Consider the following 21,783-nt stretch of genomic DNA (forward strand, 5'->3'; position numbering starts at 1 on the left):
CATGTCCTCTCCGGCTTCCCCGGCCACTCCGGCCCCTCCGGCGCCTGCGGCGACGGGCGCGACGCGCGCCCGGGGGAGCCGGAGGTTCCGGCTCACGGCACCGTGGCTGCTGCTGCCCGCGGTGCTCGTGCTGCTCGTCTTCTTCGCCTACCCGGTCGCCAAGATCGTCGGTGACAGCTTCTTCGAAGGTGGCTTCGGCTTCGGCCACTACCAGGAGCTCTTCAGCGACGGCGTGACCAACAAGGTGCTGCTGCGGACGGTGCTCGTCTCGCTCGCGGTCGCCACGCTCACGCTGCTGCTGGCCTACCCGTACGCCTACGCGATGACGGTCGTCTCGGCGCGGACCCGCACGCTGATGATGATCGTCGTGCTGCTCCCGTTCTGGACCAGCCTGATGGCCCGCAGCTTCGCCTGGGTGCTGCTGTTCCAGGACAACGGCCCCGTCGACAAGCTGCTCGGGCTCTCGCTCGCCGGCACCGTCTGGGCCGTGATCATCGCGATGTCGCAGGTGCTGCTCGCCTACATGGTGCTGCCGCTCTACAGCGCGATGCGCGGCATCGACCGCCGCTACCTCGACGCTGCGGCCAGCCTCGGTGCGCCCCGGCGCAGCGCCTTCCTCCGCGTCTACATGCCGCTCTCGATCCCCGGGGCGATCGCGGGCTTCTCGCTCGTCTTCATCCTCAGCATGGGCTTCTTCGTGATCCCGGCCCTGCTCGGCTCGTCCCAGCAGTCGCTGATCGCGCAGCTGATCCAGGAGCGGACCAGCGAGCTGCTCGACTTCCCCGCCGCCGGCGCGCTCGGGACCCTGCTGCTGGTCGTGACCCTCGGTCTGCTGGCGATCGTCCAGTTCGTCGGGCGCCGCGCCGTCTCCCCCGCCACGACGCCGGGAGGCGATCGCTGATGGTCCTTCGCCGACTCTCCCCGCTGCGGATCGTCGCGGGGCTGGTGGCCCTCGTGCTCGTCGTGCCGTCGCTGATGGTGATCCCGATGAGCTTCACCTCGGGCACGACGTTCGCGTTCCCGCCCAAGGGCTGGTCGCTGCGCTGGTACGAGGAGTTCTTCTCCAACCCCGCCTGGCGGACCTCGCTGGAGAACTCGCTGATCGTGGCCGCGCTGGTGACGGTCTGCGCCACGGTCCTCGGCGTCGCCTCGGCCTACGCGCTGTCGCACACGCGGCTGCGCGGCCGCGGGTTCGCCCAGGGCCTGCACATGGCCCCGCAGGTGGTCCCGAACATCATCGTCGCCGTCTCGATCTACGCGGTCTTCCTCCGCTGGGGCCTGACCGGCAACGTCGCCGGCTTCGTGCTCGCGCACACCGTGCTGGCGCTGCCGTTCGTGCTGGTCGCCGTATCGGCCAGCCTCCAGGGGCTCGACCGCCGGATCGAGCACGCCGCCGCCAGCCTCGGAGCCAACCCGTGGCAGACGTTCTTCCGCGTGACGCTGCCGGCGATCCGGCCCGGGGTCTTCACGGGCGCGGTCTTCGCGTTCGCGACCTCGTTCGACGAGACCGTCGTCGCGCTGTTCCTCCAGACCCCGCAGCTCCAGACCCTGCCGGTGCAGATGTACAACGCGATCACGGTCGAGATCGACCCCACGATCGCCGCCGCATCGAGCCTGATCGTCGTGGTGACGACGATCGCCATCGTGGTGCCGGTGCTCCTGCGCCGGCCCGGCAAGACGACTCCCCAGAGGGACGCATGAGCACGACCCATGCCGGCCACGGCATCCGCATCGAAGGCCTGACCAAGCAGTTCGGCCGCCACGACCTGCTCGCCGTCGACGACGTCTCGATCGACATCGCCCCCGGCGAGTTCATGACCTTCCTCGGGCCGAGCGGCTCGGGCAAGTCGACGACGCTCAACCTGATCGCCGGCTTCACGCCGCTGACCAGCGGGCGGATCGAGATCGACGGTCGCGACATCGGGCGGCTCCCGCCCTACAAGCGCAACCTCGGCGTCGTCTTCCAGTTCTACGCGCTGTTCCCGCAGATGACGGTCGCCAAGAACGTCGCCTTCGGCCTCCGCTACAAGAAGACCCCGAAGTCCGAGGTCGCCGGCCGCGTCCGCGAGGCGCTGCGGATGGTGCGGATGGAGGAGTACGCCGACCGCCTGCCGAGCCAGCTCTCGGGCGGCCAGCAGCAGCGGGTGGCGCTCGCCCGCGCGATCGTCTGCGAGCCGCGCGCGGTGCTGATGGACGAGCCGCTCGGCGCGCTCGACAAGAAGCTCCGCGAGGAGCTGCAGATCGAGATCGCGCGGATGCACCGCGACCTCGGCACGACCTTCGTCTTCGTCACCCACGACCAGGACGAGGCGCTGCGGCTGTCCGACCGGATCGCCGTCTTCGACCGCGGCAAGGTCGCCCAGGTCGGGACCCCGCACGAGCTGTACAACGAGCCGACCAGCCTCTTCATCGCCGAGTTCCTGGGGGAGTCGAACGTCTTCCGCGGGAGCGCGGCGAGCGGCGGCGACCTCTTCGACACCGGCTTCTCGCGGCTGCGGACCGTCGGCGGGACGTCGCCCGAGGCGGCCGCGCTGGTCGTCCGGCCGGAGGCGCTGCAGCTGAACCCGAGCGCGTCGGACGCGATCAACGTCGTCGAGGCCGACGTCATCTCGACCAGCTTCGCCGGGCGCTACGTCCGCGTCGAGCTGCGCTACCCCGACGGAGCCCCCGGGCTCGCCCTGCTCGAGCAGCACGAGGTCGCGCCCCAGCCGGGGACGCGGGTGCGGGTCGGCTGGGAGCACACGCGCCAGGCGCTGGTCCGCGACGACGGCCCCCGGACCGCCGACGAGAGCAACGCGGTGGCGGCGTGAACGCCGCACGACGCCACCGGATCCCCCACCAGGACACAGGAGCAGTTCGATGACCGACACGACCCCTTCCGCCGCCCTCGCCGCGCGCGACCAGGCCGCCCTCATCCACCCCCACAGCACGATCGGCTCGCCCGCTCAGCCGCTGGTGATCGACCGCGGCCAGGGCGCCACGATCTGGGACGCCGACGGCAACGAGTACGTCGACGGCACCTGCGGCCTCTGGCAGTGCGCGGTCGGCCACGGACGCCAGGAGCTGGCCGACGTCGCCGCGGCCCAGATCGGCAAGCTCGAGTTCTACTCGTCGTTCGGCGACTACACGAACGTCCCCGCGATCACGCTCGCCGAGCGGCTGCTGGAGTTGGCGCCGGAGGGGATCGAGCGGATCTTCTTCACCAACGGCGGCTCCGAGGGGATCGAGACCGCGATCAAGCTGGTGCGGCTGGCCAACACCAACGCCGGCCGGCCCGAGCGCCACGTGATCCTCTCCCGCGACCGCGCCTACCACGGCGTCGGCGCGGCCTCGCTGGCGGCGACCGGGATGCCGGCGATGAAGGCCGGGATGGGCCCGCTGCCCGACGGCTTCGTCCACCTCTCCGCCCCGCACGCCCGCGCCGACGACGCCGACGCCTGCGACCGGATGGTCGCCGAGCTGGAGCAGAAGATCGAGGAGATCGGGCCCGAGAGGATCGCGGCCTTCGTCGGCGAGCCGATCCTCGGCGTCGGCGGCATGGTCCCGCCGCCCGAGGGCTACTGGCCGCGGGTCCAGGAGGTCCTCCGCCGTCACGAGATCCTCCTGATCCTCGACGAGATCGTGACCGCCTTCGGGCGCACCGGCTACTGGTTCGCGGCCGAGCGCTACGGCCTCGAGCCCGACATGATCGTGACCGCCAAGGGGCTCTCCAGCGGCTACGTGCCGATGGGCGCGGTCCTGATCGGGCGTCGCGTGCTGGCGCTGGCCGAGGGCGCGACCTTCCTCCACGGCTTCACCTACAACGGCCACCCGGTTGGCTCGGCGGTCGCGCTGGAGAACCTCGCGATCATCGAGCGCGAGGGCCTGCTGGAGCGGGCCAAGACGGTCGGCGCGCGGCTGCTGGACGGCCTCCGGCCGCTGGCCGAGCTCGACCAGATCGTCGAGGTCCGCGGCGCGGGGATGATGCTCGGCGTCGAGGCCGCGACCCCCGCGGTCTCGTCCGCGATCGCCGCCGGCTGCCGCCGCGACGGGCTGATCGTGCGTGCGGCCGGCGCCTCGCTGGTGATCTCGCCGCCGCTGGTGATCAGCGACGAGCAGGCCGACCGCCTGGTCGCGATCTTCAGCGAGAACGCGCGCGCCGCGGCCGGGGCGGAGAGCGCCAGTGCCCCGGCCTGACCCCCGGGTCGCGCTCGGCCCGATCGCGCTCAAGCACCCGCTCGTCTGCGGGGCGTCGGAGCAGCTCGTCAGCGAGGACGCGCTGCGGGCGGCGATCGACGCCGGCGCCGCCGCGGTGGTGGCGAAGTCGGCCAACGAGACCCCTGAGGGCCGCCACCAGTGGCGCGCGGCCGAGCACGTCACGCTCGACGCGCGCTGGCGGGTCGTCCCCGAGGGGACGGCCGCGCCGGGCAGCTCGATCTTCAACCGCTCCGGGCTCCAGCCCGACCCGTGGCCGGAGTGGGTGGCGACGCTCGCTCGCGCCGACGCCTACGCGGCCGAGCACGACGCCTACGTGGTGCCGAGCCTGATCCCGGCCGACCTCGACGCGCTGGTCGGCCTGGTCGGCGACCTCGAGCGCGCCGGGCTGCGCTGGATCGAGCTGAACCTGTCGGCACCGCACGCCCGCGAGGCCCGCGACGGCGTGATCCGCCGGCCCGCCGACCCGGCGACGGTCGCCGAGATCGTCGGCCGCGTCCGCGCCGCGACCACGCTGCCGCTGACCGCCAAGCTGACCGCCGAGACCGACGACGTCGTCGCGCTGGCCGCCGCTGCGCGCGACGCGGGGGCCGACATCGTGGCGATGACGGGCCGCTTCATGGGCTTCCTGCCCGACCCGGCGACCCGTCGTCCGCTGCTGGGCACGTTCGGGGCGATCAGCGGCACCTGGTCGCTGCCGCTGGCGCTGCGCTGGGTCGCCAAGACCCGGATCGCGCTCGGCCCGGAGCTGCCGCTGGTCGGCACCAACGGCGCCCGCAGCGGCGAGGACGTCGCCCGCTTCCTGCTCGCCGGGGCCCGTGCGGTTCAGGTCGCGACCGCGGCCCTGGTCGAGGGACCGACCGCGGTCACCCGGATCCGCGACGAGCTGCTCGCGTACCTGGAGCAGCAGGGCGTCTCCGCCGCGGAGATCGTCGGCGAGGCCGCCGACCACGTGCAGAGCTACGCCGACGTGATCGCGGCCGCCGATGCGGACGCGACCGGATCGGGGCCGGCATGACCGATCTGCGCGAGGCGATGGCCCGCGGGCCGGTCGTCGGCACGTTCCTCAAGCTGCCCCGCCGCGAGGTCGTCGACCTGCTGGCGCTGGCCGGCTACGACTTCGTGATCTGCGACTTCGAGCACGCGCGGATCGACGAGGCCGAGGCCCGCGAGGTGCTGCTCGCCGCGGCCTACCACGGGCTGCCCGTGGTGGTGCGGGTCGAGGACCTCTCGCGCGGGCCGATCAACCGCCTGCTCGAGCTCGGCGCGGTCGGGATCCAGCTGCCGCGGACCCGCGGCGTCGCCGACACCGAGACGCTGGTCGACCTGACGCGGTTCCCGCCGGTCGGCTCGCGCTCGGTCGGGACCGCCCACCTCGGCGCCGGCTACGGCCGGGTCCCCGTCGCGGAGTACGTCGCCGACGGCGACCGTCGTCCGCTGCTGGTCGGTCAGTTCGAGACCCGCGGCGTCGACGACCCGGTGGCGGAGATCGTCGCCGGGCTCGACGTCGCCTTCGTCGGCACCGTCGACCTGACCGTCGACCACGGCGCGGCCGGTGACCTCGACCATCCCGCGGTCGCCGCCCGGATCGCGGAGATCGAGGCGGCCGCGGCCGCCTCCGGCGTCGCGCTCGGCGTGTTCGCCGCGGGCGAGGCCCAGATCCGCCGGTTCGCCGCCGCCGGCTACCGCTACATCGCCGTCAGCGGCGACCTGTCGATGCTCGCGACGGGGGCCCGTCGCGCGATCGACGACACGCGGGCCGTGCTCGACGCGGCCCGAGACCAGTACCAGGAGATCCCCCGTGACCACGATCGATGACCTGCTCGACGGCGCCGTCGACCTCCACACCCACCCGTTCCCCTCGACGTTCGAGCGCCAGGTCTCGATCGAAGAGCTGGCGGTCCAGTACGCGGAGGCCGGCTTCCGGGCGTTCGTCGCCAAGTGCCACCACCACAGCACGGCGCCGGACGTGCTGGCGCTGCGCCGGGCGGGCTCGATCCCTGCGGGGATCGAGGCCTACGGCGGGGTCGCGCTGAACGGCGCGGTCGGCGGGGTCAACCCGCGGGCGCTCGACGCGACGATCCAGATGGACGGTCGGATCGTCTGGTTCCCGACCACCGGCGCGGCGAACCACCTGCGCCACGCGGCCGAGGCCGCTGCCGGCGGCAAGGCGATGCGGTTCCCGAAGATGGCCCGCAGCCTGATGCCGGAGGAGCCGATCGGGATCCTCGACGGCGAGGGCCGGCTGCGGCCGGAGGTCGGCCGCACGCTCGAGCTGATCGCCGACGCGGGCAACGTGATCCTCGCCTCCGGCCACCTGGCCGCTGACGAGGTGATGGCCCTGTTCGAGGCCGCGCACGCCGCCGGGATCACGCGGATGCTCGTCAACCACCCGAACTTCGTGGTCGAGGTCGACCAGGACCAGGCCCGTCAGCTGGTCGCCTGGGGTGCCGTGATCGAGCACTCGCTCTGCATGTACGACGAGGACTCGACCTTCTGCAACTGGACGGTCGACGTGCTCGTCGACTGGATCGAGGCGGTCGGGGCGACGAACACGTCGCTCGGCTCCGACCTCGGGCAGACCAACAACCCGTTGCCGATCGCCGCCTACCGCAAGGTCTGCGAGCGGCTGCTGGCGGCCGGGGTGGCCGAGGCGGACGTGCGGGCGATGGTCGCCGACGTCCCGGCGCGGCTGCTGTACGGGACGGACGCGTCCCGATCCACCACCACGGAAGGAGGCCGCTGATGCGGCGCAACGTGTACCGGCAGGACGAGCTGGACCGGACCGAGATCCGGCCCGGCCTGTTCGGCGCGGTCTTCGAAGGCGACCAGAGCACCCTGGTCCGCTGGGAGTTCCCCGCCGGGCAGCCGCGGACGGGGATCCACACCCACGACGAGCACGAGCAGTACGGCGTGCTGATGTCGGGCGCGATCGAGATCGAGATCGGCGGCGAGACGTCGCAGCTGCGGGCGGGCGACATGTACTGGGTGCCGGCCGGCACCCCGCACGGTCGCACGCTGGTGCTCGGCGACGAGCCGGCGGTGGTGCTCGACATCTTCGCCCCGCCGCGCCCGGAGTACGTGGCCGCGGCCAACGGCGGTCCGCCGTCGGCGCCGGCGCCGAACGCGCAGGGCTGAGAGGAGCCCCACGAGGGACGGTCGGCCCGCTCGGTGGTCGGTCGCCCACCGTGGGCGTGGGAAACGCATCGCGGAGCCGGGAACGGCCGCGCGGTGCGGCCCGCTCGGCCAACAAAATGCCCCGAGCGACGTGTGAACGTCCCCGGGGCCCGGCACGGGAGGGCGAGCTCCCGTGCCCATCCAGAGTAGCCGCTGCGGCCCGCGCTCGCCGACCGCCTGTTTGGCTCGCGGGTCCGCCCGTGCCGCCGAGGGTCGCTCCGGCCCCGGCCGTTCGCGACGTCGCGGCGTGCGCCTAGCCGTGGAAGGCCAGGTACGGGGCCAGCCCGATCAGTGCGCCGGCCAGGAGGAACTTCAGCCGGTGCGCGGGCACGGCCTGGGCGATCCGCCAGCCGATCAGGACGCCGGCCAGCTCCGGGAGCCCGACGACCAGCGCCAGCGACCAGTCGATCGCGCCCTGGGCGGCGTAGCCGACGGTCCCGACGCCGGCGATCACGACCGACTGGGCCTGGGCGGCCGCGAGCGAGGAGAGCACCGGCACGCCGAGCGCGACCAGCAACGGGACGGCGAGCATCGGTCCGCCGAGGCCGAACAGCCCGGCCGCGACCGCGACGCCGAGGCCGACGGCGGCGATCACCGCCAGCGACAGCTCCGGATGGGGACGCTCGGCGAAGCGGCGGGCGCGGCGCTCGCGGACCCAGACCACGACCCCGGTGGTGGCGGTCAGGGCGCCGAGCAGGATCCCGAACCCGGGTCCCGAGACCGCCCCGTTGGCCAACACCCCGAGCGGCGTGCCGACCACCGCGGCCGCAGCCAGGACCAGCGCCGTCCTGCGGGTCGGGCGGTCGCGCAGCTGCCCCGAGCGGCGGTAGGCGGCGGTGCCGAGCAAGCCGGTCGCGACGTGGGTCGCGATCGCGGTTCCGGCGACCACGGACGGGGGCAGGTCGGTCAGGACGAAGAGGCCGATCGTGGCCAGCACGCCACCTGGTCCGACCGCCGTGATCCCGATCCCCGCCGCCAGCCCGAACAGCGCCAGGGCGACGACGGTGGCGAGATCGAGGCTAGCCAACGGTCGTCGGCCGGCTGAACGTCGTGGAGGCGATCGACCCTGTCTATCACGACGCTGCTCTCGCGCGCGCAGGTGCGCGCTCGCGCGAGGGCGGGGCAGAAGAGCTACAGCGGGGGCGGCGTCCGATCGGCTGGCGTCGTTCCGTCGGCTCGGGTCGTCCGACCGGCTGCTTCGTTGCGGCGTCGACGTGGCGCGCCGCGGACCGGCGGACCGGCTCCCGGGCCAGCAACGAGGCCGCCCGGCGGGGAGCCGACCGACCGTTGGGTTGGTCTCCAGCGGTCCGAAATGGCGCATAACTGCGCGTCGACGGCGTCGACGGCGTACCGTGTCGGTTGTGCCTGCAACAGGACATCGGGCGCTCGGGAGGGACGAGCCGACGCGAACCTCGTCGGCCGGGCTGCCGGCGGCCAGCGCCTACGTGACGGCTTCGGGACGGATCTCCGAGCACAACGACGGCCGCGGTCGCCGCGCGCTCGAGCGCCATCCCGCCCTGGTCGGCTACCTCCAGGCGATGCTCGGCTGCGACCTCGACCAGCTCCGCTTCCTCTGGCTCGGCGACGACGACCAATGGCAGACGGTCGCCGTCGAGCGGGTCCCCGAGGTCGGCCAGCCCGAGGCCGCGGCCCGGATCGAGCTGCGGCCGATCGACCCGCCCTACGGGCTCACCCCGCGCGAGGTCGACGTGCTGACGCTCGTCGCCGGCGGCCTCAGCAACCCCGAGGTCGCCGCGCACCTGGGGACGAGCACCCGGACCGTCTCGACCCAGGTCGCGACGGTCCTGGCCAAGCTCGACCAGGTCTCCCGCGCGGGCGCCGCGAGCGCGGCGGTCGAGCACGGCCTGCTGCGCCTCCCCGTCCCCGGCGGCGGCCGCAGCATCAGCCGGCTGCCGGTCGGCCGGGTCGACGTCGCCGCCCGTCAGGCCGACGCGCCGCTTCCGCGCACGCCGGCCGCCGAGCTGCCGCTGATCCGGCGGTCCTCGCGCCAACGTCCGTTCCTGATCGGCTGCATCCTGCCGCTGTCGGGGCCGATGGGGGCCGACGGACGCGAGAAGCAGAACGGCTCGAGCCTCGCGATCGCCGAGGTCAACCGCCGCGGCGGGATCGGCGGGCGCCCGATCGAGCAGCTGGTGATCGACGTCGACATCGGCAGCGCGTCGGAGGTCGACGCCGCGCTCCGGCGGCTGGTCGAGGCCGAGGTCGACGCGATCACCACCGGCTACACCTTCGCCGAGGACCCGGCCCGCTACGAGACGGTCGCCGACTACGGCTGCCCGCTGCTGACCACCGAGACCTCCGAGATCCACGCCGAGTGGGTCGCCAGCGACCGCAGTCGGCTGGCCCAGGTCTTCCAGGTCGGGCCGACCGAGGTCCACTACGGCGCCGGCTTCGTGCGCTTCCTCGACGACCAGGTGCTCGCCGGGACCTGGCGCCCACCGAACCGCCGGCTCGTCTTCGTCGAGACCCGGGTCCCCGGCGGGCACATCACGACCCCGGCGGCGATCGACGCGATCGAGGCCTCGGGCTGGAAGATCGACGCGCTCCTGCACGTCGACGTCCACGGCGTCGACTGGACGACCGCGTTGGCCCAGATCCGCAGCACCGAGCCGGCGGCGGTGATGCTGACGCACTTCGTGCCGGAGGAGGTCGCGGCGTTCCAGCGAGCGTTCGTCGCGGACCCGACCGACACCCTGATCTACGGGGTCTACGCACCGTCGGTGCCGGAGTACGTCCAGCTGGCCGGTCCCGCGGCCGACGGGGTCGTCTGGGGCACGGTCACCGGCAGCTACAGCGACCGGATCGGGGCGGCGTTCGCGCAGCGCTACCAGGCCGCCTACGGGATGCTGCCCGGGCGCTCGCAGGCGGGGCTCTCGTACGACCAGGTCAGCCTCCTGACCCAGGCCTGGGCGCGGGTCGGCAACCCGCGCGCGTTCGACGCCGTCGGCGACGAGCTGCGGCGGGTCGCGCACCGCGGCGTCAACGGCACCTACGTGCTCGGCCACGACCGCCAGACCGGCCTCACCTACCCGTACGACACCCCCGATCCGTCGTTGGGCCAGGCGCACCTCGTCTTCCAGATCCAGGACGGGGCCAACCGGATCGTGCATCCGCGGCTCTACGCGGAGGGCAGCTTCCGGTTGCCACCGTGGTTCTCCCGCGCCCGCGGCTGAACGGCCGGAAACAGCGAAGAGTCCCGGCGACGACGGTCGCCGGCGAGCCCCGCGCCTACGTCGATTGACGTATGGCGCCCACCAGGAGCCCGGGTTACTGTGCGCCCTCGCACGGTCCGGTCCGGGCCCGGAGGAGGAACGGTATGACGCAGGAACCGACACGACGTCCCGCGGGTGTGACCCGTAAGCAGCTCGTCACCGGCATGGGGTCGGCGACGTTCGGCAGCCTGCTGCTCGGCGGAGCCGCCGGCTTCTTCGGCGGCCAGTCGGCGCAGGGCGCCGAATCAGGCGGCGGCACGGGCAAGCCCGTCGTCGTCGGCGCGCTGCTGCCGGTCACCGGCGCGGCTGCCGGGGACGCCCAGGAGCAGCTCCGCGGCCTCAAGCTCGGCGCCAAGCAGATCAACGACGCCGGCGGCATCGGCGGGCGCCCGATCGAGATCCAGGTCCAGGACGCCAAGGACCAGGCGCCGAACGTGATGACGGCGGCGATGCGGAAGTTCGTCGGCGACGGGGTCGCGGCGATCTTCTCGCCGTTCCTGACCTACACGAACATCGAGACGCCGATCGTCGGCAAGTCGAAGATCCCGCTCTTCCACATCAACACGTTCCAGGGCAACGTCGACTTCGCCGTCAAGAACGGCTACGACAACCTCTTCCAGGCCTGCCCCTCGGAGACGTGGTACGCGACCGGCTTCACCGCCGTCGTCGACGACCTGATCAAGAACGGCAAGTTCAAGCCGCGCCAGAAGACCGCGGCGATCGTCACCTCGAACGACGCCTACAGCTCGAGCGTGGCCAGCACCTTCCGCAAGGACATCGAGAAGTCCGGCTGGAAGGTCGTCCAGTACGACTCCTACACCGCACCGCAGGCCGACTGGGGCGGTGTCCTCGCCCGGATCCGCAAGCACGACCCGGACGTGGTCTTCCAGAGCGACTACCTGCCGGGCGACGAGGCGTCGTTCATCAAGCAGTTCGCCCAGGCCCCGACCCGCTCGCTGGTCTACCAGCTGTACGCGCCGTCGGTTCCGGAGTACCTCGACCTCGCCGGCAAGGCCGCCAACGGCGTGATGTGGGCGACGACGACCGGGACGATCTTCGACGACTCGCTCGGCAAGCGCTTCTTCGACTCGTACCGCAAGGCCTACAAGCAGGATCCGGGCCGCTCGAACGCCGGCGCCAACTACGACATGATCCGGCTCTGGGCCCAGGCCGCCTCGCTGGCCTCGACGCCCTACGCCTACGACGAGGTCTCGGCCAACGTCCGCGGCCAGGTCTTCCGCGGCGTCAACGGCGCCTACAAGATGGGCCCGGACCAGCTGACCTGCATGCCGTACCCGGCCGCCGAGCGCGATCCGTCGCTGGGGATGGTCCTCCAGACGTACCAGATCCAGAACGGCAAGCAGGTCCTGATCTCGCCCGATCCGTACACCACGGGCAGCTTCGAGGAGCCCTCGTGGCTGCGCTGAGCGATCAGGCGTCGAGCACCTCGGCGCTGGGCGTCGCGAACCCGGCGACGCTCGAGCTGCGCGGGATCCAGAAGCACTACGGCGGTCTGCGCGCCGTCGACGGCGTGTCGACGATCGCCCAGCCCGGTGAGGTGCTCGGGATCGCCGGTCCCAACGGCGCCGGCAAGACGACGCTGTTCGACGTCGTCAGCGGCCTGACCCCGGCGACCGCCGGCGAGGTCCTGCTCGGCGGGAGGTCCCTCTCCGGGGCCAGCGTCCACAAGCGCTGCCACGTCGGGATGGCCCGCACGTTCCAGCAGCCGACGGTCGCGGGCAGCCTGACCGTCTTCGAGAACCTGATCGTCGCCGCCCGCTTCGGCAAGGCCGGCGACCACTGGAACGGCCTCGGCCGCGACGCCGTCGCCGACGCCGAGTGGGCGCTGACGTGGTCCGGCCTCGCCGACCAGGCCGACGACCCGGCCGAGCTGCTGGGCGTCTTCGACAAGAAGCGGCTGATGATCGCGACCGCGGTCGTGCTCGGCCCGCGGACCCTGCTGCTCGACGAGCCGTTCGGCGGCCTCAACGCCGACGAGATCGATCGCACCCTGGTGCTGATCGAGGCCGTCGCCGCGTTCGGCGTCGCGGTCGTCTGCATCGAGCACGTGATGCGCGCGCTGGTCCAGCTCTCGGCCCGCGTCCTGGTGATGCACCAGGGCAAGCCGTTCTTCGAGGGCACGCCCCAGGAGATGCTGGCCGACCGGCGCGTCATCGAGATCTACCTCGGCGAGAAGGCGGCCCGCAATGCCGGACACTGAGCCCCAGTCGCTGCTGCGGGTCCGCGGCCTGCGGTCCGGCTACGGCGAGACGACGATCGTGCGCGACGTCGACCTCGACGTCCACCACGGCGAGACGCTCGTGATCGTCGGCCCCAACGGCCACGGCAAGAGTACCCTGCTGCGCGCGATCAGCGGCCTGCTGCCGCTGAGCGCGGGCGAGGTCGTCTTCGACGGCCAGCGGATCGACGGTCGTCCGGCCGAGCGCCTGACCGAGACCGGCCTGATCCACATCCCCCAGGGCGACCACCTCTTCCCCGACCTGACGGTCGAGGAGAACCTGCTGATGGGGGCCTTCCCCAAGGCCGCCTGGCGCGGTCGCCGGAAGGCGATCGAGCGGGTCTTCGACCAGTTCCCGAAGCTCCGCGAGCGGCGTGCCCAGCGCGCCCGGACCCTCTCCGGCGGTGAGCGGCGGATGGTCGCGATCGGTCGCGGCCTGATGCGCGAGCCGCGGCTGCTGGTGATCGACGAGCCCTCGCTCGGCCTCGCCCCGGTGATCGTCGAGCAGGTCTACGAGATCATCGCCGCCGTCGCCCGCGAGCAGGAGACGTCGATCCTGCTCGTGGAGGAGAACTTCACCCACGTCGAGGAGCTCGCCGACCGCGTCTGCGTCCTCGAGATGGGGCAGATCGTGCGGACCGGCTCGCCCACCGAGCTGGCCAACGACCCGACGGTCACGCAGTCCTACCTCGGAGTGCTCCCCTCATGAGCGACATCCTCAGCATCCTCGTCAGCACCGTCGTGCTCGGCTCGATCTACGGCCTGGTCGCGCTCGGCATGACCCTGATCTACGGGATCCTGCGCGTGCTCGACATGTCGCAGGGCTCGATGGTGATGATCGGCGGCTTCGTCGGCTGGGCGGTGATGACCAGCGCCGGGCTCAGTCCGGTCCTGGCGATCGTGGCCGCGTTCGTCGTCACCTTCGCCTTCGGCGTCCTGACCCAGGTCGTCTCCGTCCAGCCGTTGATCGGCCGCCGCGGGACCGACTTCGAGATGATCACCTTCATCACGACGTTCGCCGTCGCGATGGTCCTGGCGAACCTGGCCCTGCAGTTCTTCGGGCCCCGCCAGCGCAACGTGCCGGAGCTGGTCAGCGGATCGGTCCACCTCTACGAGAGCGTGTCGCTGCCGTACCAGTCGATCGTGATGACGCTGATCGCGCTCGCGATCATGGTCAGCTTCGCGCTCTTCCTGAACCGCTCGCGGTACGGGATCGCGATCCGCGCCGTCGCGCAGGACCTCGACGCGGCCCGCCTGATGGGCGTGCCGATCAAGCGGGTCTTCCCGCTCGTGATGGGCTTCGCCTCGGCGATCGCCGGTGTCGCGGGCGTCTTCCTCGCCACCCAGTACTTCGCCTCGCCGACCGCCGGCGACCAGCCGCTGCTGCTGGCCCTGATCGTCGTCGTCTTCGGCGGCCTCGGGAGCCTCCAGGGCGCGATCATCGCGGCCTACGTGATCGGCTTCGTCCAGGCCGCCGCGTCGGTCTACGTCAGCACGACCTGGGCGCTGCCGCTGCTCTACATCGTGATCCTCGTCGTGCTGGTCATCCGCCCGCGAGGTATCGCCGGCCGCTCTCTGGAGGCCCGACTGTGACCCGCCCGACCCTGATGCAGGCGACCTTCTCGCGCGAGAAGGTCCTGCTCAGCAGCGCGCTGATCGTCCTCGCCGCGCTGATCCCCTTCATCTACCCCAGTGCCTACGGCATCGGGGTGCTGGTGACGATGCTCGTCTTCGTCGTCCTCAACATCAGCTGGAACTTCCTGCTCGGGATCGCCGGGGTCTGGAACTTCGGCCAGCTGGCGATGTTCGCCGTCGGCGGCTACGGCGGTGGGCTGCTGATCATCCACCTGTCGCTCTCGCCCTGGTTGGCGATCGTGGTCGGCGGCATCGCCGGGGCGGCGCTCGCGGTCGTGATCGCGATCCCGACCCTGCGGCTCTACGGCATCTACACCTCGCTGCTGACCTTCGCCGCGGCCCAGGTCGTGCAACTGGTGATCCAGAACGACACCACCGGCACGACCGGCGGCGCGCTCGGGATGCCGAGCGTCGAGGGCCTGTTCACGTCGCTCTCGCCGCTCTGGTCGGCCCGCGCCTACTACTGGCTGCTGCTGGCGGTCGTGGTGCTCGCGACGATCGGCAGCGTGCTGCTGACGCGGGCGCCGTTCGGGCTCGCCCTGCGGACGATGCGCGACTCGCTCGCGTACGGCTCGGCACGCGGGATCGACCCGCTCCGCTACCGGGTGATGGCGTTCGCGGTCTCCGGCTTCCTGGCCGGGATGGCCGGGATGCTCTACACGCTCTACAACGGCAGCATCTCGCCGGCCGTGATGGGCCTGACCCCGATGAGCATCTACGTGACGATGATGGTCGTCGGCGGGCTCGGCACGATCGCCGGACCGATCGTCGGCACGATCGTCCTGACCGCCGTCCAGCAGGCCCTGATCGACCATCCCGGCACGCAGCTGACGGTGCTCGGCGTGGTCCTGATCGCGATCGTGGTCTTCGTCCCGCGCGGGATCGCCTTCGAGGTCGGCCGGGTCCGCGACCGGATCGTGCGCTGGATGAACGAGGAGGAGGTCGTTCCGCCCGCGTCCGGGAACGGCGCCCCGCCCGTGCCGCCCGCGGCCGGAGGGTCCGGCGGGACCGACGCCACGCGTGCACGGCCGAGCGCCGCCGGTGCGCCACTGACCACCCAGGAAGGCCTCTGATGGACGTCGCGTTCAGCTTCGACTTCGACGCCGAGGAGGTCTGGATCGGCGAGGATCCGGCCAACGCGGATCGCCCGGGGGTCCTCTCGCAGGGGACCTACGGGGCGAAGGTCGCGATCCCGCTGATCCTCGAGCTGCTCGAGCGCCACGGCGTGCGGTCGACCTTCTTCACCCCGGGACGGGTCGCCGAGCGCCACCCGCAGCGGGTGCGGGAGATCCTCGCCGCCGGGCACGAGATCGGCCTCCACGGCTACACGCACCGCTCGCCCGCCGGGCTCGCCCCGGGCGAGGAGGAGCAGGAGCTGATCCGCGCACGCGAGGTCCTCGAGGGGCTCGGCGCGACGCTCTACGGCTACCGCTCGCCCTCCTGGGAGTTCAGCCCGGAGACGATCGGCTTGCTCCAGCAGCACGGTCTGCGGTACTCCTCCAACTTCATGGACGACCTGCGGCCCTACCGCCACGAGGGCACCGACCTCGTCGAGCTGCCCGTGCAGTGGCTGCTCGACGACGCCGCGCACTTCTGGTTCTCCAACGCCGACTGGAACAACTCGATCGCCACGACCCGCCAGGTCCGCGAGATCTGGGAGGAGGAGTTCCTCGGGCTCCGCCGCCACGGTGGCTCGTGCGTCTTCACGATGCACCCGCAGATCATCGGCCGGCCCAGCCGGCTGGCCTTCCTCGACAGCTTCCTGGGGTTCGTCCTAACGCACGACGACGTCCGCGTGACCACCTGCGCCGAGATCGCCGAGGGCGTGGCATGAGGGCGATCGTGACCGGCGCGGCCCGCGGGCTCGGGGCCGGGATCGCCGAGCGGCTGGTCCGCGACGGCGGTTCGGTCGCGCTGCTCGACGCGATCCCCGCCGTCGAGGAGACCGCGGCGTCGTTCGCCGCCACCAGCGAGGCGACCGTCGTCGGGCTGGTCTGCGACATCGCCGACGAGCAGGCGGTGGCGACGACCTTCGGCGCCGCGATCGAGGCCCTCGGCGGCGTCGACCTGCTGGTCAACTGCGCCGGGATCGGCGGTCCGGGCGACCCGATCACCGAGACCGACGTGGCCGCCTTCCGGCGCACGCTCGACGTCAACCTGACCGGGACCTTCCTCGGCTGCCGTGCCGTCGTCCCCGCGATGGCCGCTCAGGGCTCCGGCTCGATCGTCAACATCGGCTCGATCTTCGGCCAGCAGGGCGTGCCGTTCGGCGGCGCCTACTCGTCGTCGAAGGGTGGCGTCACGCTGCTGACCCAGTCGCTGGCGCTGGAGCTGGCCCCGCAGGGGATCCGCGTCAACTCGATCGCGCCCGGCCACATGGAGTCGGTGATGCACTTCGACGAGCTGCGCGAGCGGGCCGTCCGCGCCGGGACGACGTTCGAGCACGAGCTGCAGCTCGCCCGCGAGATCGTTCCGCTCGGCCGCCACGGCACCGGCGAGGACGTCGCCGGGGCCGTCGTCTGGCTGGCGTCGTCGGACTCGTCCTACGTGACGGGCCAGACGATCAACGTCAACGGCGGGCTGTTGCTCTCGTGAGCGGCGCGTTCGCCGGCCGGCGGGCCCTGATCACCGGCGGTGCGTCGGGGATCGGCCTGGCCGTCGCCCAGCTGCTGCTCGACGCCGAGGCCGAGGTCGTCGTGCTCGACCGCGGTGCCGCTGCGGCGACGATCGCGGAGGGGATCGGTGCCGGCTTCGTCCGCGCCGACATCGCCAACGAGGTCGAGGTCGAGGACGCGGTCCGCGAGGCCGGCGTGCTGCTCGGCGGCACCCCCGACCTGCTCGTCTCGTCGGCGGGGATCTACCCGATCGCGCCGCTGGTCGAGGTCGACGCCGACGCCTGGGACGGCGTCCTGGCGATCAACCTGCGCGGCGCGTTCCTCGTCGGGCGGGCCGTCTACCGCGGCCTCCGCGACGCCGAGGACGGCCGCCCCGGCGCGATCGTCAACGTCTCGTCGTTGGCGGCGACCCACGCCGACGCCCACGAGCCGGCCGGGGCCTACGCCTCGAGCAAGGCCGGGCTGCTCGGCCTGACCCGCCAGATGGCCGCCGAGTGGGGGCCGCAGGTGCGGGTCAACGCGGTCAGCCCGGGGGTGATCGAGACGCCGATGCTGCGGATCACCGACGACCCCGAGGCGACCCGCGAGTTCCTGGCCGGGCGGGTTCCGCTCGACCGCCTCGGTCGCGCCGACGAGGTCGCGCGCACGATCGAGTTCCTGCTGTCCGACGCGGCCTCGTACGTCACCGGCGCGGTGCTGCCGGTCGACGGCGGCGCCAGCATCACCTGAGTCTCCGGGAGTTCCCGATGTATCCGAGGATCCGAGTCAGCGGCGGCCCGCGCGAGCGCGGCCGCCAGTACGGCGAGCAGGCGCGCGACCGCGTGCGCCGCTCGATCGAGGCCTACGAGCAGGTCTTCGCCCACTACGCCGGCTGGGACTGGGCGCGGGTGCTCGAGGAGGCGGCGCCGTTCCGGGCCCCGATCGAGCAGCACGGCGCGCGCTACCTGGAGGAGATCCGCGGGATCGCCGAGGGCGCCGGGGTCGACGAGCTCGACATCCTCGCGATCAACGTCCGGACCGAGGTGATGTTCGCCGCCAAGGCCCGCCAGGCCGCCGCGGGGACGTCGACCCCGGCCCCGCCGCTGGAGTGCAGCGCGCTCGCGGTCATGCCCGAGCGGACGGTCGACGGGCGGCTGCTGGTCGCGCAGAACTGGGACTGGCTCGTCCACAGCTTCGACACCGTCGTGGTGCTCGAGGCCGAGCAGGACGACCGACCGGACTACGTGACCGTGGTCGAGGCCGGGCTGCTCGCCAAGGCGGGGATGAACTCCTCCGGCGTCGCGCTCGTCACCAACGCGCTGGTCAGCTCCGAGGACGTCGGCAAGCCGGGCCTCCCGTACCACGTGCTGCTGCGCTCGATCCTCGACAGCGAGGCGATCAGCGACGGGCTCGCCGCGATCCTGCAGTCCGAGCGCTCGTCGTCGGCCAACTACCTGCTGGCACACCAGGACGGGATCGCCGTCGACGTCGAGGCGGCTCCGGGCGACCACACGCGGACCTTCCTCGGCTACCCGCAGGACGGGGTCGTCCTGCACGTCAACCACTTCACGAGCCCCGACAGCGACGTCCGCGACGTCTCGCTGTGGGCGATGCCCGACAGCCCGTTCCGGCTCGAGCGCCTGAACCAGCTGACCGGCCGCGACGCCGGCCCGCTCGACGTCGAGGCCTGCCAGCGGATCCTGATGGACGAGCGGATGCGGCCGTACGGGATCTGCTGCCGGCCCGATCCCCGTGACTCGGGCGTGACCCGCTGGGCGACCATCACCGGCCTGGTGATGGACCCGGCCGAGCGCACGCTCTGGCTCTCCTCGGGGATCCCCGCCGACGTCGCGTTCGAGCGGCTCGACTACGCGGAGTTCCTCTCGAAGCCGTCGCCGGTGGTGACCCCGCCGGCCTGAGCGTCGTGGGCGCCGTCGAGGCGGCGCGGCCGGTGGTTCGCGCGGGGCGGGCGGAGGCCACCCCGGAACGGCGCGCTGGCGGGCCCCGGCCGGTGAGCGCACCGAACTGGGGACTGGTGAGGGCAGAACGGTGCGTTCGTCGTCAGTGCCCCGGCGAGCGCACCGTTCTGGGGACTCAGCCGCCGGTCACCGCGTAGCTGACGGTCAGCGAGGCGTCGACCGAGCAGTCGGCGGCCGGGGCGGGCGCGACCGTGCGAGCGCTGGCCTTCGCCGGCTGCTTCTTCTTGCCCGACGGGTGCTTCCGCGCCGGCTTCGGCGCACGCGCCGGCTTCGCCGGGCGCTTGGCCGCGTCGCCCTCGGCGGCCATCGCGTAGCCGCCCTGGCAGCCGCTGATCGGCGTGTTGCTCTGCTCGACGACCGACTGGACCGACCCGAGCGCGACGCCGGTCGCGCCCGCGAGCGCCTGGGCCTTGGTCTTCGCGTCGGCCAGCGCGTCGGCGAGGGCCTGGCCGTAGGCCGCGGTCGCCTCGGCCGCGGGGGCGCTGCTCGCGACGCCGCGGGCGCCGGCGCCGTTGACGGTGATCACCCGGACTGGGGGTGCCGTGGTCGCCGGGGCGGGGCCGGTGTCGGCGTTCGCGACGCCGAGCACGCCGACGATCATCAGCGCGGCGGCCGCGCTCAGGACGATGGAGATCCAGCGCTTCATGGGAAGCCTCTCTGGGACGGGGAGGGGCGAACGTAGCACGGGCCCCCGCTGCTCCTCCCCGGTTGCCGGGGGCCTCCGACTACCGCCGCGGCGGCCGCTCGCGACCGTTGCGCCGGGGGATCCGGACCCGGACCCGCCAGCCCTCCGCACCGGGGACCGTGCGCGGGAGCCGGGTCGCCGTCGCCACCGGGGTGCTGAGGCCGCGGTGGACGGCGAGCAGCCGCAGGCCGACGGTGACCAGCAGCGAGACGACCAGCCCGAGCGCGACGCTGCCGCCGAGCGTCTCGGCGGCGACGTAGACGGCGCTGCCTGCGGCGGCGGCGAGGCCGTAGATCGGGCCGGGGCCGAAGATGTACGGCCGCTGGCCGCTGAGCAGGTCGCAGAGCACGCCGCCCGCGGTCGCCGAGACGACCCCGACGGCGGCCGAGGCGACCGGCCCGAGCCCGGCGTCGAGCGCCTTCGAGGCGCCGACGATCGCGAACAGCCCGAGCGCGATCGCGTCGAACAGGTCGAGCAGGTCGTCGAGCCGCTGGGCCTGGGGGTGCGCGATCAGCATCACCACCCCGGTCGCCAACGCGACCGGCAGGTACGAGCCGTGGGTCAGCGCGACCGGCATCTGGTTCAGCAGCAGGTCGCGGGTCACGCCGCCGCCGAGCCCGCCGCAGGCGGCCAGGCCGATCACGCCGGTGAGGTCGAGGTCGCGCCGCAGTGCCACCAAGGCCCCGAACACGGCACCGACCGCGACCGCGGCGAGGTCGAGTCCAAGCGGCAGGGCGACGGTGGTGATCGCGAGCGTCACGCGCTCATCATGACGAGCGGTTGGGTCGGCCGCCGGATGCGCTCGCGACCGCCGGTTGACAATACCCCTATGGGGTATATAGTGCGAGCGATGGAGGGGATGGCGCACAACCACCACGGCGGGCACGACCAGCACGCCGGCCACGAGCCGCAGTCGGGCGCCGAGCTGACCCGGACGGCGGTCGCGGCGACCGTTCACTGCCTGACCGGCTGCGCGATCGGCGAGGTCCTCGGGATGGTCCTGGCGACCGCGTTCGGCTGGGGTGACGCGCTCTCGATCGGGGTGGCGATCGCGCTCGCCTTCGTCTTCGGCTACGGCCTGACGATGCTGCCGCTGCTGCGGGCCGGGCTGCCGAAGCGGCAGGTGCTGCGGCTGGCGCTGGCGGCGGACACCTTCAGCATCGCGACGATGGAGGTCGTCGACTCCGCGATCATCCTGGTCGTGCCGGGGGCGATGGCCGCGGGGCTCGGTGACCCGCTCTTCTGGGGCTCGCTCGCGTTCGCGCTGCTGATCGCGTTCTTCGCCGCGGTGCCGGTCAACCGCTGGCTGATCGGCCGCGGCAAGGGGCACGCCGTGGTCCACGCCTACCACTAGGCGGCACGGCGGCCCCCGAGGCCAGCGCTCGCATCGCGATGCCTCGGTCCGCCGCGGTTCCCTGGCCCGCCGCGATGCCCCGGTCCGCCGCGATGCCCCGGTCCGCCGCGGTCCCCGGGCCCGCCGCGATGCCCGCCTCAGAGCGGCGTCAGGAGCCGCCGCGGCTCCCGCAGCGCAAGCGTCACCGCGTCGTCGCGGGGGGAGTCCATCCCCGGCCGGAGGGCGGTCTCGATCTCGCCCGGCGCCGGCGTCACGTCGCAGGTCGGGCAGCGGCCGTGGGCGTCGAGCTCGGTTCCGCAGACGGCGTGCGCGAACCAGCGGTAGGTCGGGCCGTCGACCCGGTGGCGGTCGCCCCAGCTGACGAGCGCGTGGATCACCGGCCAGAGGTCCTCGCCGGCGGCGGTCAGCCGGTAGTCGTGGCGATCGCCACGGTCGGGATCGGGCTCGCGGACGAGGATGCCGTCGGCGACCAGGCTGCGGAGGCGGTCGGAGAGCACCGCCCGCGGGACGTCGAGATGGTCGGCGAAGTCGCTGAACCGGCGGACGCCGTAGAAGGCGTCGCGGACGATCAGCAGCGTCCAGCGCTCGCCGATCGCCTCCAGCGTGCGGGCCGCGGCGCACGCCTGGCCCTCGTAGCGGTTGCCCAGCATCAGCCGATCGTAGCGCACGGTTCGGTGACCGAACTGAAGCTGG

At 72.8% G+C, this 21,783-nt stretch carries 23 protein-coding genes; 19 read left to right on the top strand and 4 right to left on the bottom strand.

What is annotated here, in order from left to right:
* Position 1: 1 nt before the first annotated feature.
* From ACVUH9_RS10095 to ACVUH9_RS10130, 8 genes are read left to right on the top strand one after another with little or no spacing between them, the layout of a single operon-like run.
* The gene (locus tag ACVUH9_RS10095) at positions 2-901 is read left to right on the top strand and encodes an ABC transporter permease (protein ID WP_475756449.1); all 900 of its coding nucleotides are present in this window, start codon (positions 2-4) and stop codon (positions 899-901) included.
* Positions 901-1,701 (top strand): ABC transporter permease, encoded by an 801-nt coding sequence (locus tag ACVUH9_RS10100; protein WP_475756451.1) that lies wholly within the window; start codon positions 901-903, stop codon positions 1,699-1,701. The genes ACVUH9_RS10095 and ACVUH9_RS10100 overlap by 1 nt, the downstream gene beginning before the upstream one ends.
* On the top strand, positions 1,698-2,810 hold the full coding sequence (locus ACVUH9_RS10105; protein ID WP_475756453.1) for an ABC transporter ATP-binding protein: 1,113 nt from the start codon (positions 1,698-1,700) through the stop codon (positions 2,808-2,810). The genes ACVUH9_RS10100 and ACVUH9_RS10105 overlap by 4 nt, the downstream gene beginning before the upstream one ends.
* Positions 2,811-2,859: 49 nt before the next feature.
* Positions 2,860-4,176 carry an aminotransferase family protein gene (locus tag ACVUH9_RS10110; protein ID WP_475756455.1) on the top strand — a complete coding sequence of 439 codons (1,317 nt, stop codon included), beginning with the start codon at positions 2,860-2,862 and terminating at the stop codon, positions 4,174-4,176.
* Positions 4,163-5,212 carry a dihydroorotate dehydrogenase gene (locus tag ACVUH9_RS10115; protein ID WP_475756457.1) on the top strand — a complete coding sequence of 350 codons (1,050 nt, stop codon included), beginning with the start codon at positions 4,163-4,165 and terminating at the stop codon, positions 5,210-5,212. Before ACVUH9_RS10110 ends, ACVUH9_RS10115 begins: the two co-directional genes overlap by 14 nt.
* Positions 5,209-6,012 (top strand): HpcH/HpaI aldolase family protein, encoded by an 804-nt coding sequence (locus ACVUH9_RS10120; protein ID WP_475756459.1) that lies wholly within the window; start codon positions 5,209-5,211, stop codon positions 6,010-6,012. Before ACVUH9_RS10115 ends, ACVUH9_RS10120 begins: the two co-directional genes overlap by 4 nt.
* Positions 5,996-6,940: a DUF6282 family protein gene (locus ACVUH9_RS10125; protein ID WP_475756461.1), complete on the top strand. Its 945-nt coding sequence runs from the start codon at positions 5,996-5,998 to the stop codon at positions 6,938-6,940. Before ACVUH9_RS10120 ends, ACVUH9_RS10125 begins: the two co-directional genes overlap by 17 nt.
* Positions 6,940-7,332: a cupin domain-containing protein gene (locus tag ACVUH9_RS10130; RefSeq protein WP_475756463.1), complete on the top strand. Its 393-nt coding sequence runs from the start codon at positions 6,940-6,942 to the stop codon at positions 7,330-7,332. Before ACVUH9_RS10125 ends, ACVUH9_RS10130 begins: the two co-directional genes overlap by 1 nt.
* A gap of 292 nt (positions 7,333-7,624) precedes the next feature.
* Here ACVUH9_RS10130 and ACVUH9_RS10135 read toward each other — a convergent pair whose 3' ends face one another.
* The gene (locus ACVUH9_RS10135) at positions 7,625-8,398 is read right to left on the bottom strand and encodes a sulfite exporter TauE/SafE family protein (RefSeq protein ID WP_475756465.1); all 774 of its coding nucleotides are present in this window, start codon (positions 8,396-8,398) and stop codon (positions 7,625-7,627) included.
* Positions 8,399-8,732: 334 nt separating this feature from the next.
* Between ACVUH9_RS10135 and ACVUH9_RS10140 the strand changes: the two genes are divergently transcribed.
* From ACVUH9_RS10140 to ACVUH9_RS10185, 10 genes are all read left to right on the top strand, one after another.
* Positions 8,733-10,565 (top strand): ABC transporter substrate-binding protein, encoded by a 1,833-nt coding sequence (locus ACVUH9_RS10140; RefSeq protein ID WP_475756467.1) that lies wholly within the window; start codon positions 8,733-8,735, stop codon positions 10,563-10,565.
* 176 nt (positions 10,566-10,741) lie between these two features.
* On the top strand, positions 10,742-12,031 hold the full coding sequence (locus ACVUH9_RS10145; protein WP_475756469.1) for an ABC transporter substrate-binding protein: 1,290 nt from the start codon (positions 10,742-10,744) through the stop codon (positions 12,029-12,031).
* Entirely contained in the window at positions 12,019-12,825 is an 807-nt protein-coding gene (locus ACVUH9_RS10150) for an ABC transporter ATP-binding protein (protein ID WP_475756471.1), read from the top strand. The genes ACVUH9_RS10145 and ACVUH9_RS10150 overlap by 13 nt, the downstream gene beginning before the upstream one ends.
* Positions 12,812-13,552, top strand: coding sequence for an ABC transporter ATP-binding protein (locus ACVUH9_RS10155; protein WP_475756473.1), 741 nt, complete (start codon positions 12,812-12,814; stop codon positions 13,550-13,552). Before ACVUH9_RS10150 ends, ACVUH9_RS10155 begins: the two co-directional genes overlap by 14 nt.
* Positions 13,549-14,436, top strand: coding sequence for a branched-chain amino acid ABC transporter permease (locus ACVUH9_RS10160; protein WP_475756475.1), 888 nt, complete (start codon positions 13,549-13,551; stop codon positions 14,434-14,436). The genes ACVUH9_RS10155 and ACVUH9_RS10160 overlap by 4 nt, the downstream gene beginning before the upstream one ends.
* A complete protein-coding gene (locus tag ACVUH9_RS10165; RefSeq protein ID WP_475756477.1) occupies positions 14,433-15,551 on the top strand; it encodes a branched-chain amino acid ABC transporter permease in 1,119 nt (372 codons plus the stop codon). The genes ACVUH9_RS10160 and ACVUH9_RS10165 overlap by 4 nt, the downstream gene beginning before the upstream one ends.
* The gene (locus ACVUH9_RS10170) at positions 15,551-16,312 is read left to right on the top strand and encodes a polysaccharide deacetylase family protein (RefSeq protein ID WP_475756479.1); all 762 of its coding nucleotides are present in this window, start codon (positions 15,551-15,553) and stop codon (positions 16,310-16,312) included. The genes ACVUH9_RS10165 and ACVUH9_RS10170 overlap by 1 nt, the downstream gene beginning before the upstream one ends.
* The gene (locus ACVUH9_RS10175; RefSeq protein WP_475756481.1) at positions 16,309-17,073 is read left to right on the top strand and encodes an SDR family NAD(P)-dependent oxidoreductase; all 765 of its coding nucleotides are present in this window, start codon (positions 16,309-16,311) and stop codon (positions 17,071-17,073) included. Before ACVUH9_RS10170 ends, ACVUH9_RS10175 begins: the two co-directional genes overlap by 4 nt.
* A complete protein-coding gene (locus tag ACVUH9_RS10180) occupies positions 17,070-17,822 on the top strand; it encodes an SDR family NAD(P)-dependent oxidoreductase (protein WP_475756483.1) in 753 nt (250 codons plus the stop codon). The genes ACVUH9_RS10175 and ACVUH9_RS10180 overlap by 4 nt, the downstream gene beginning before the upstream one ends.
* 17 nt (positions 17,823-17,839) lie before the next feature.
* Positions 17,840-18,991: a C45 family autoproteolytic acyltransferase/hydolase gene (locus tag ACVUH9_RS10185; protein WP_475756485.1), complete on the top strand. Its 1,152-nt coding sequence runs from the start codon at positions 17,840-17,842 to the stop codon at positions 18,989-18,991.
* Positions 18,992-19,166: 175 nt separating this feature from the next.
* On the opposite strand, the gene ACVUH9_RS10190 is transcribed toward ACVUH9_RS10185, so the two are convergent.
* Complete coding sequence (locus ACVUH9_RS10190) at positions 19,167-19,697, bottom strand: SIMPL domain-containing protein (RefSeq protein WP_475756487.1); 531 nt, start codon at positions 19,695-19,697, stop codon at positions 19,167-19,169.
* Between the two features lie 79 nt (positions 19,698-19,776).
* Entirely contained in the window at positions 19,777-20,496 is a 720-nt protein-coding gene (locus ACVUH9_RS10195; protein ID WP_475756489.1) for a trimeric intracellular cation channel family protein, read from the bottom strand.
* Positions 20,497-20,586: 90 nt separating this feature from the next.
* Between ACVUH9_RS10195 and ACVUH9_RS10200 the strand changes: the two genes are divergently transcribed.
* Positions 20,587-21,090, top strand: coding sequence for a DUF4396 domain-containing protein (locus ACVUH9_RS10200; RefSeq protein ID WP_475756491.1), 504 nt, complete (start codon positions 20,587-20,589; stop codon positions 21,088-21,090).
* A gap of 137 nt (positions 21,091-21,227) precedes the next feature.
* On the opposite strand, the gene ACVUH9_RS10205 is transcribed toward ACVUH9_RS10200, so the two are convergent.
* Positions 21,228-21,743, bottom strand: a complete 516-nt coding sequence (locus ACVUH9_RS10205; protein WP_475756567.1) for a winged helix-turn-helix transcriptional regulator — start codon at positions 21,741-21,743, stop codon at positions 21,228-21,230.
* Positions 21,744-21,783 lie beyond the last annotated feature (40 nt).

It is taken from the genome of Patulibacter ginsengiterrae (assembly GCF_056269115.1).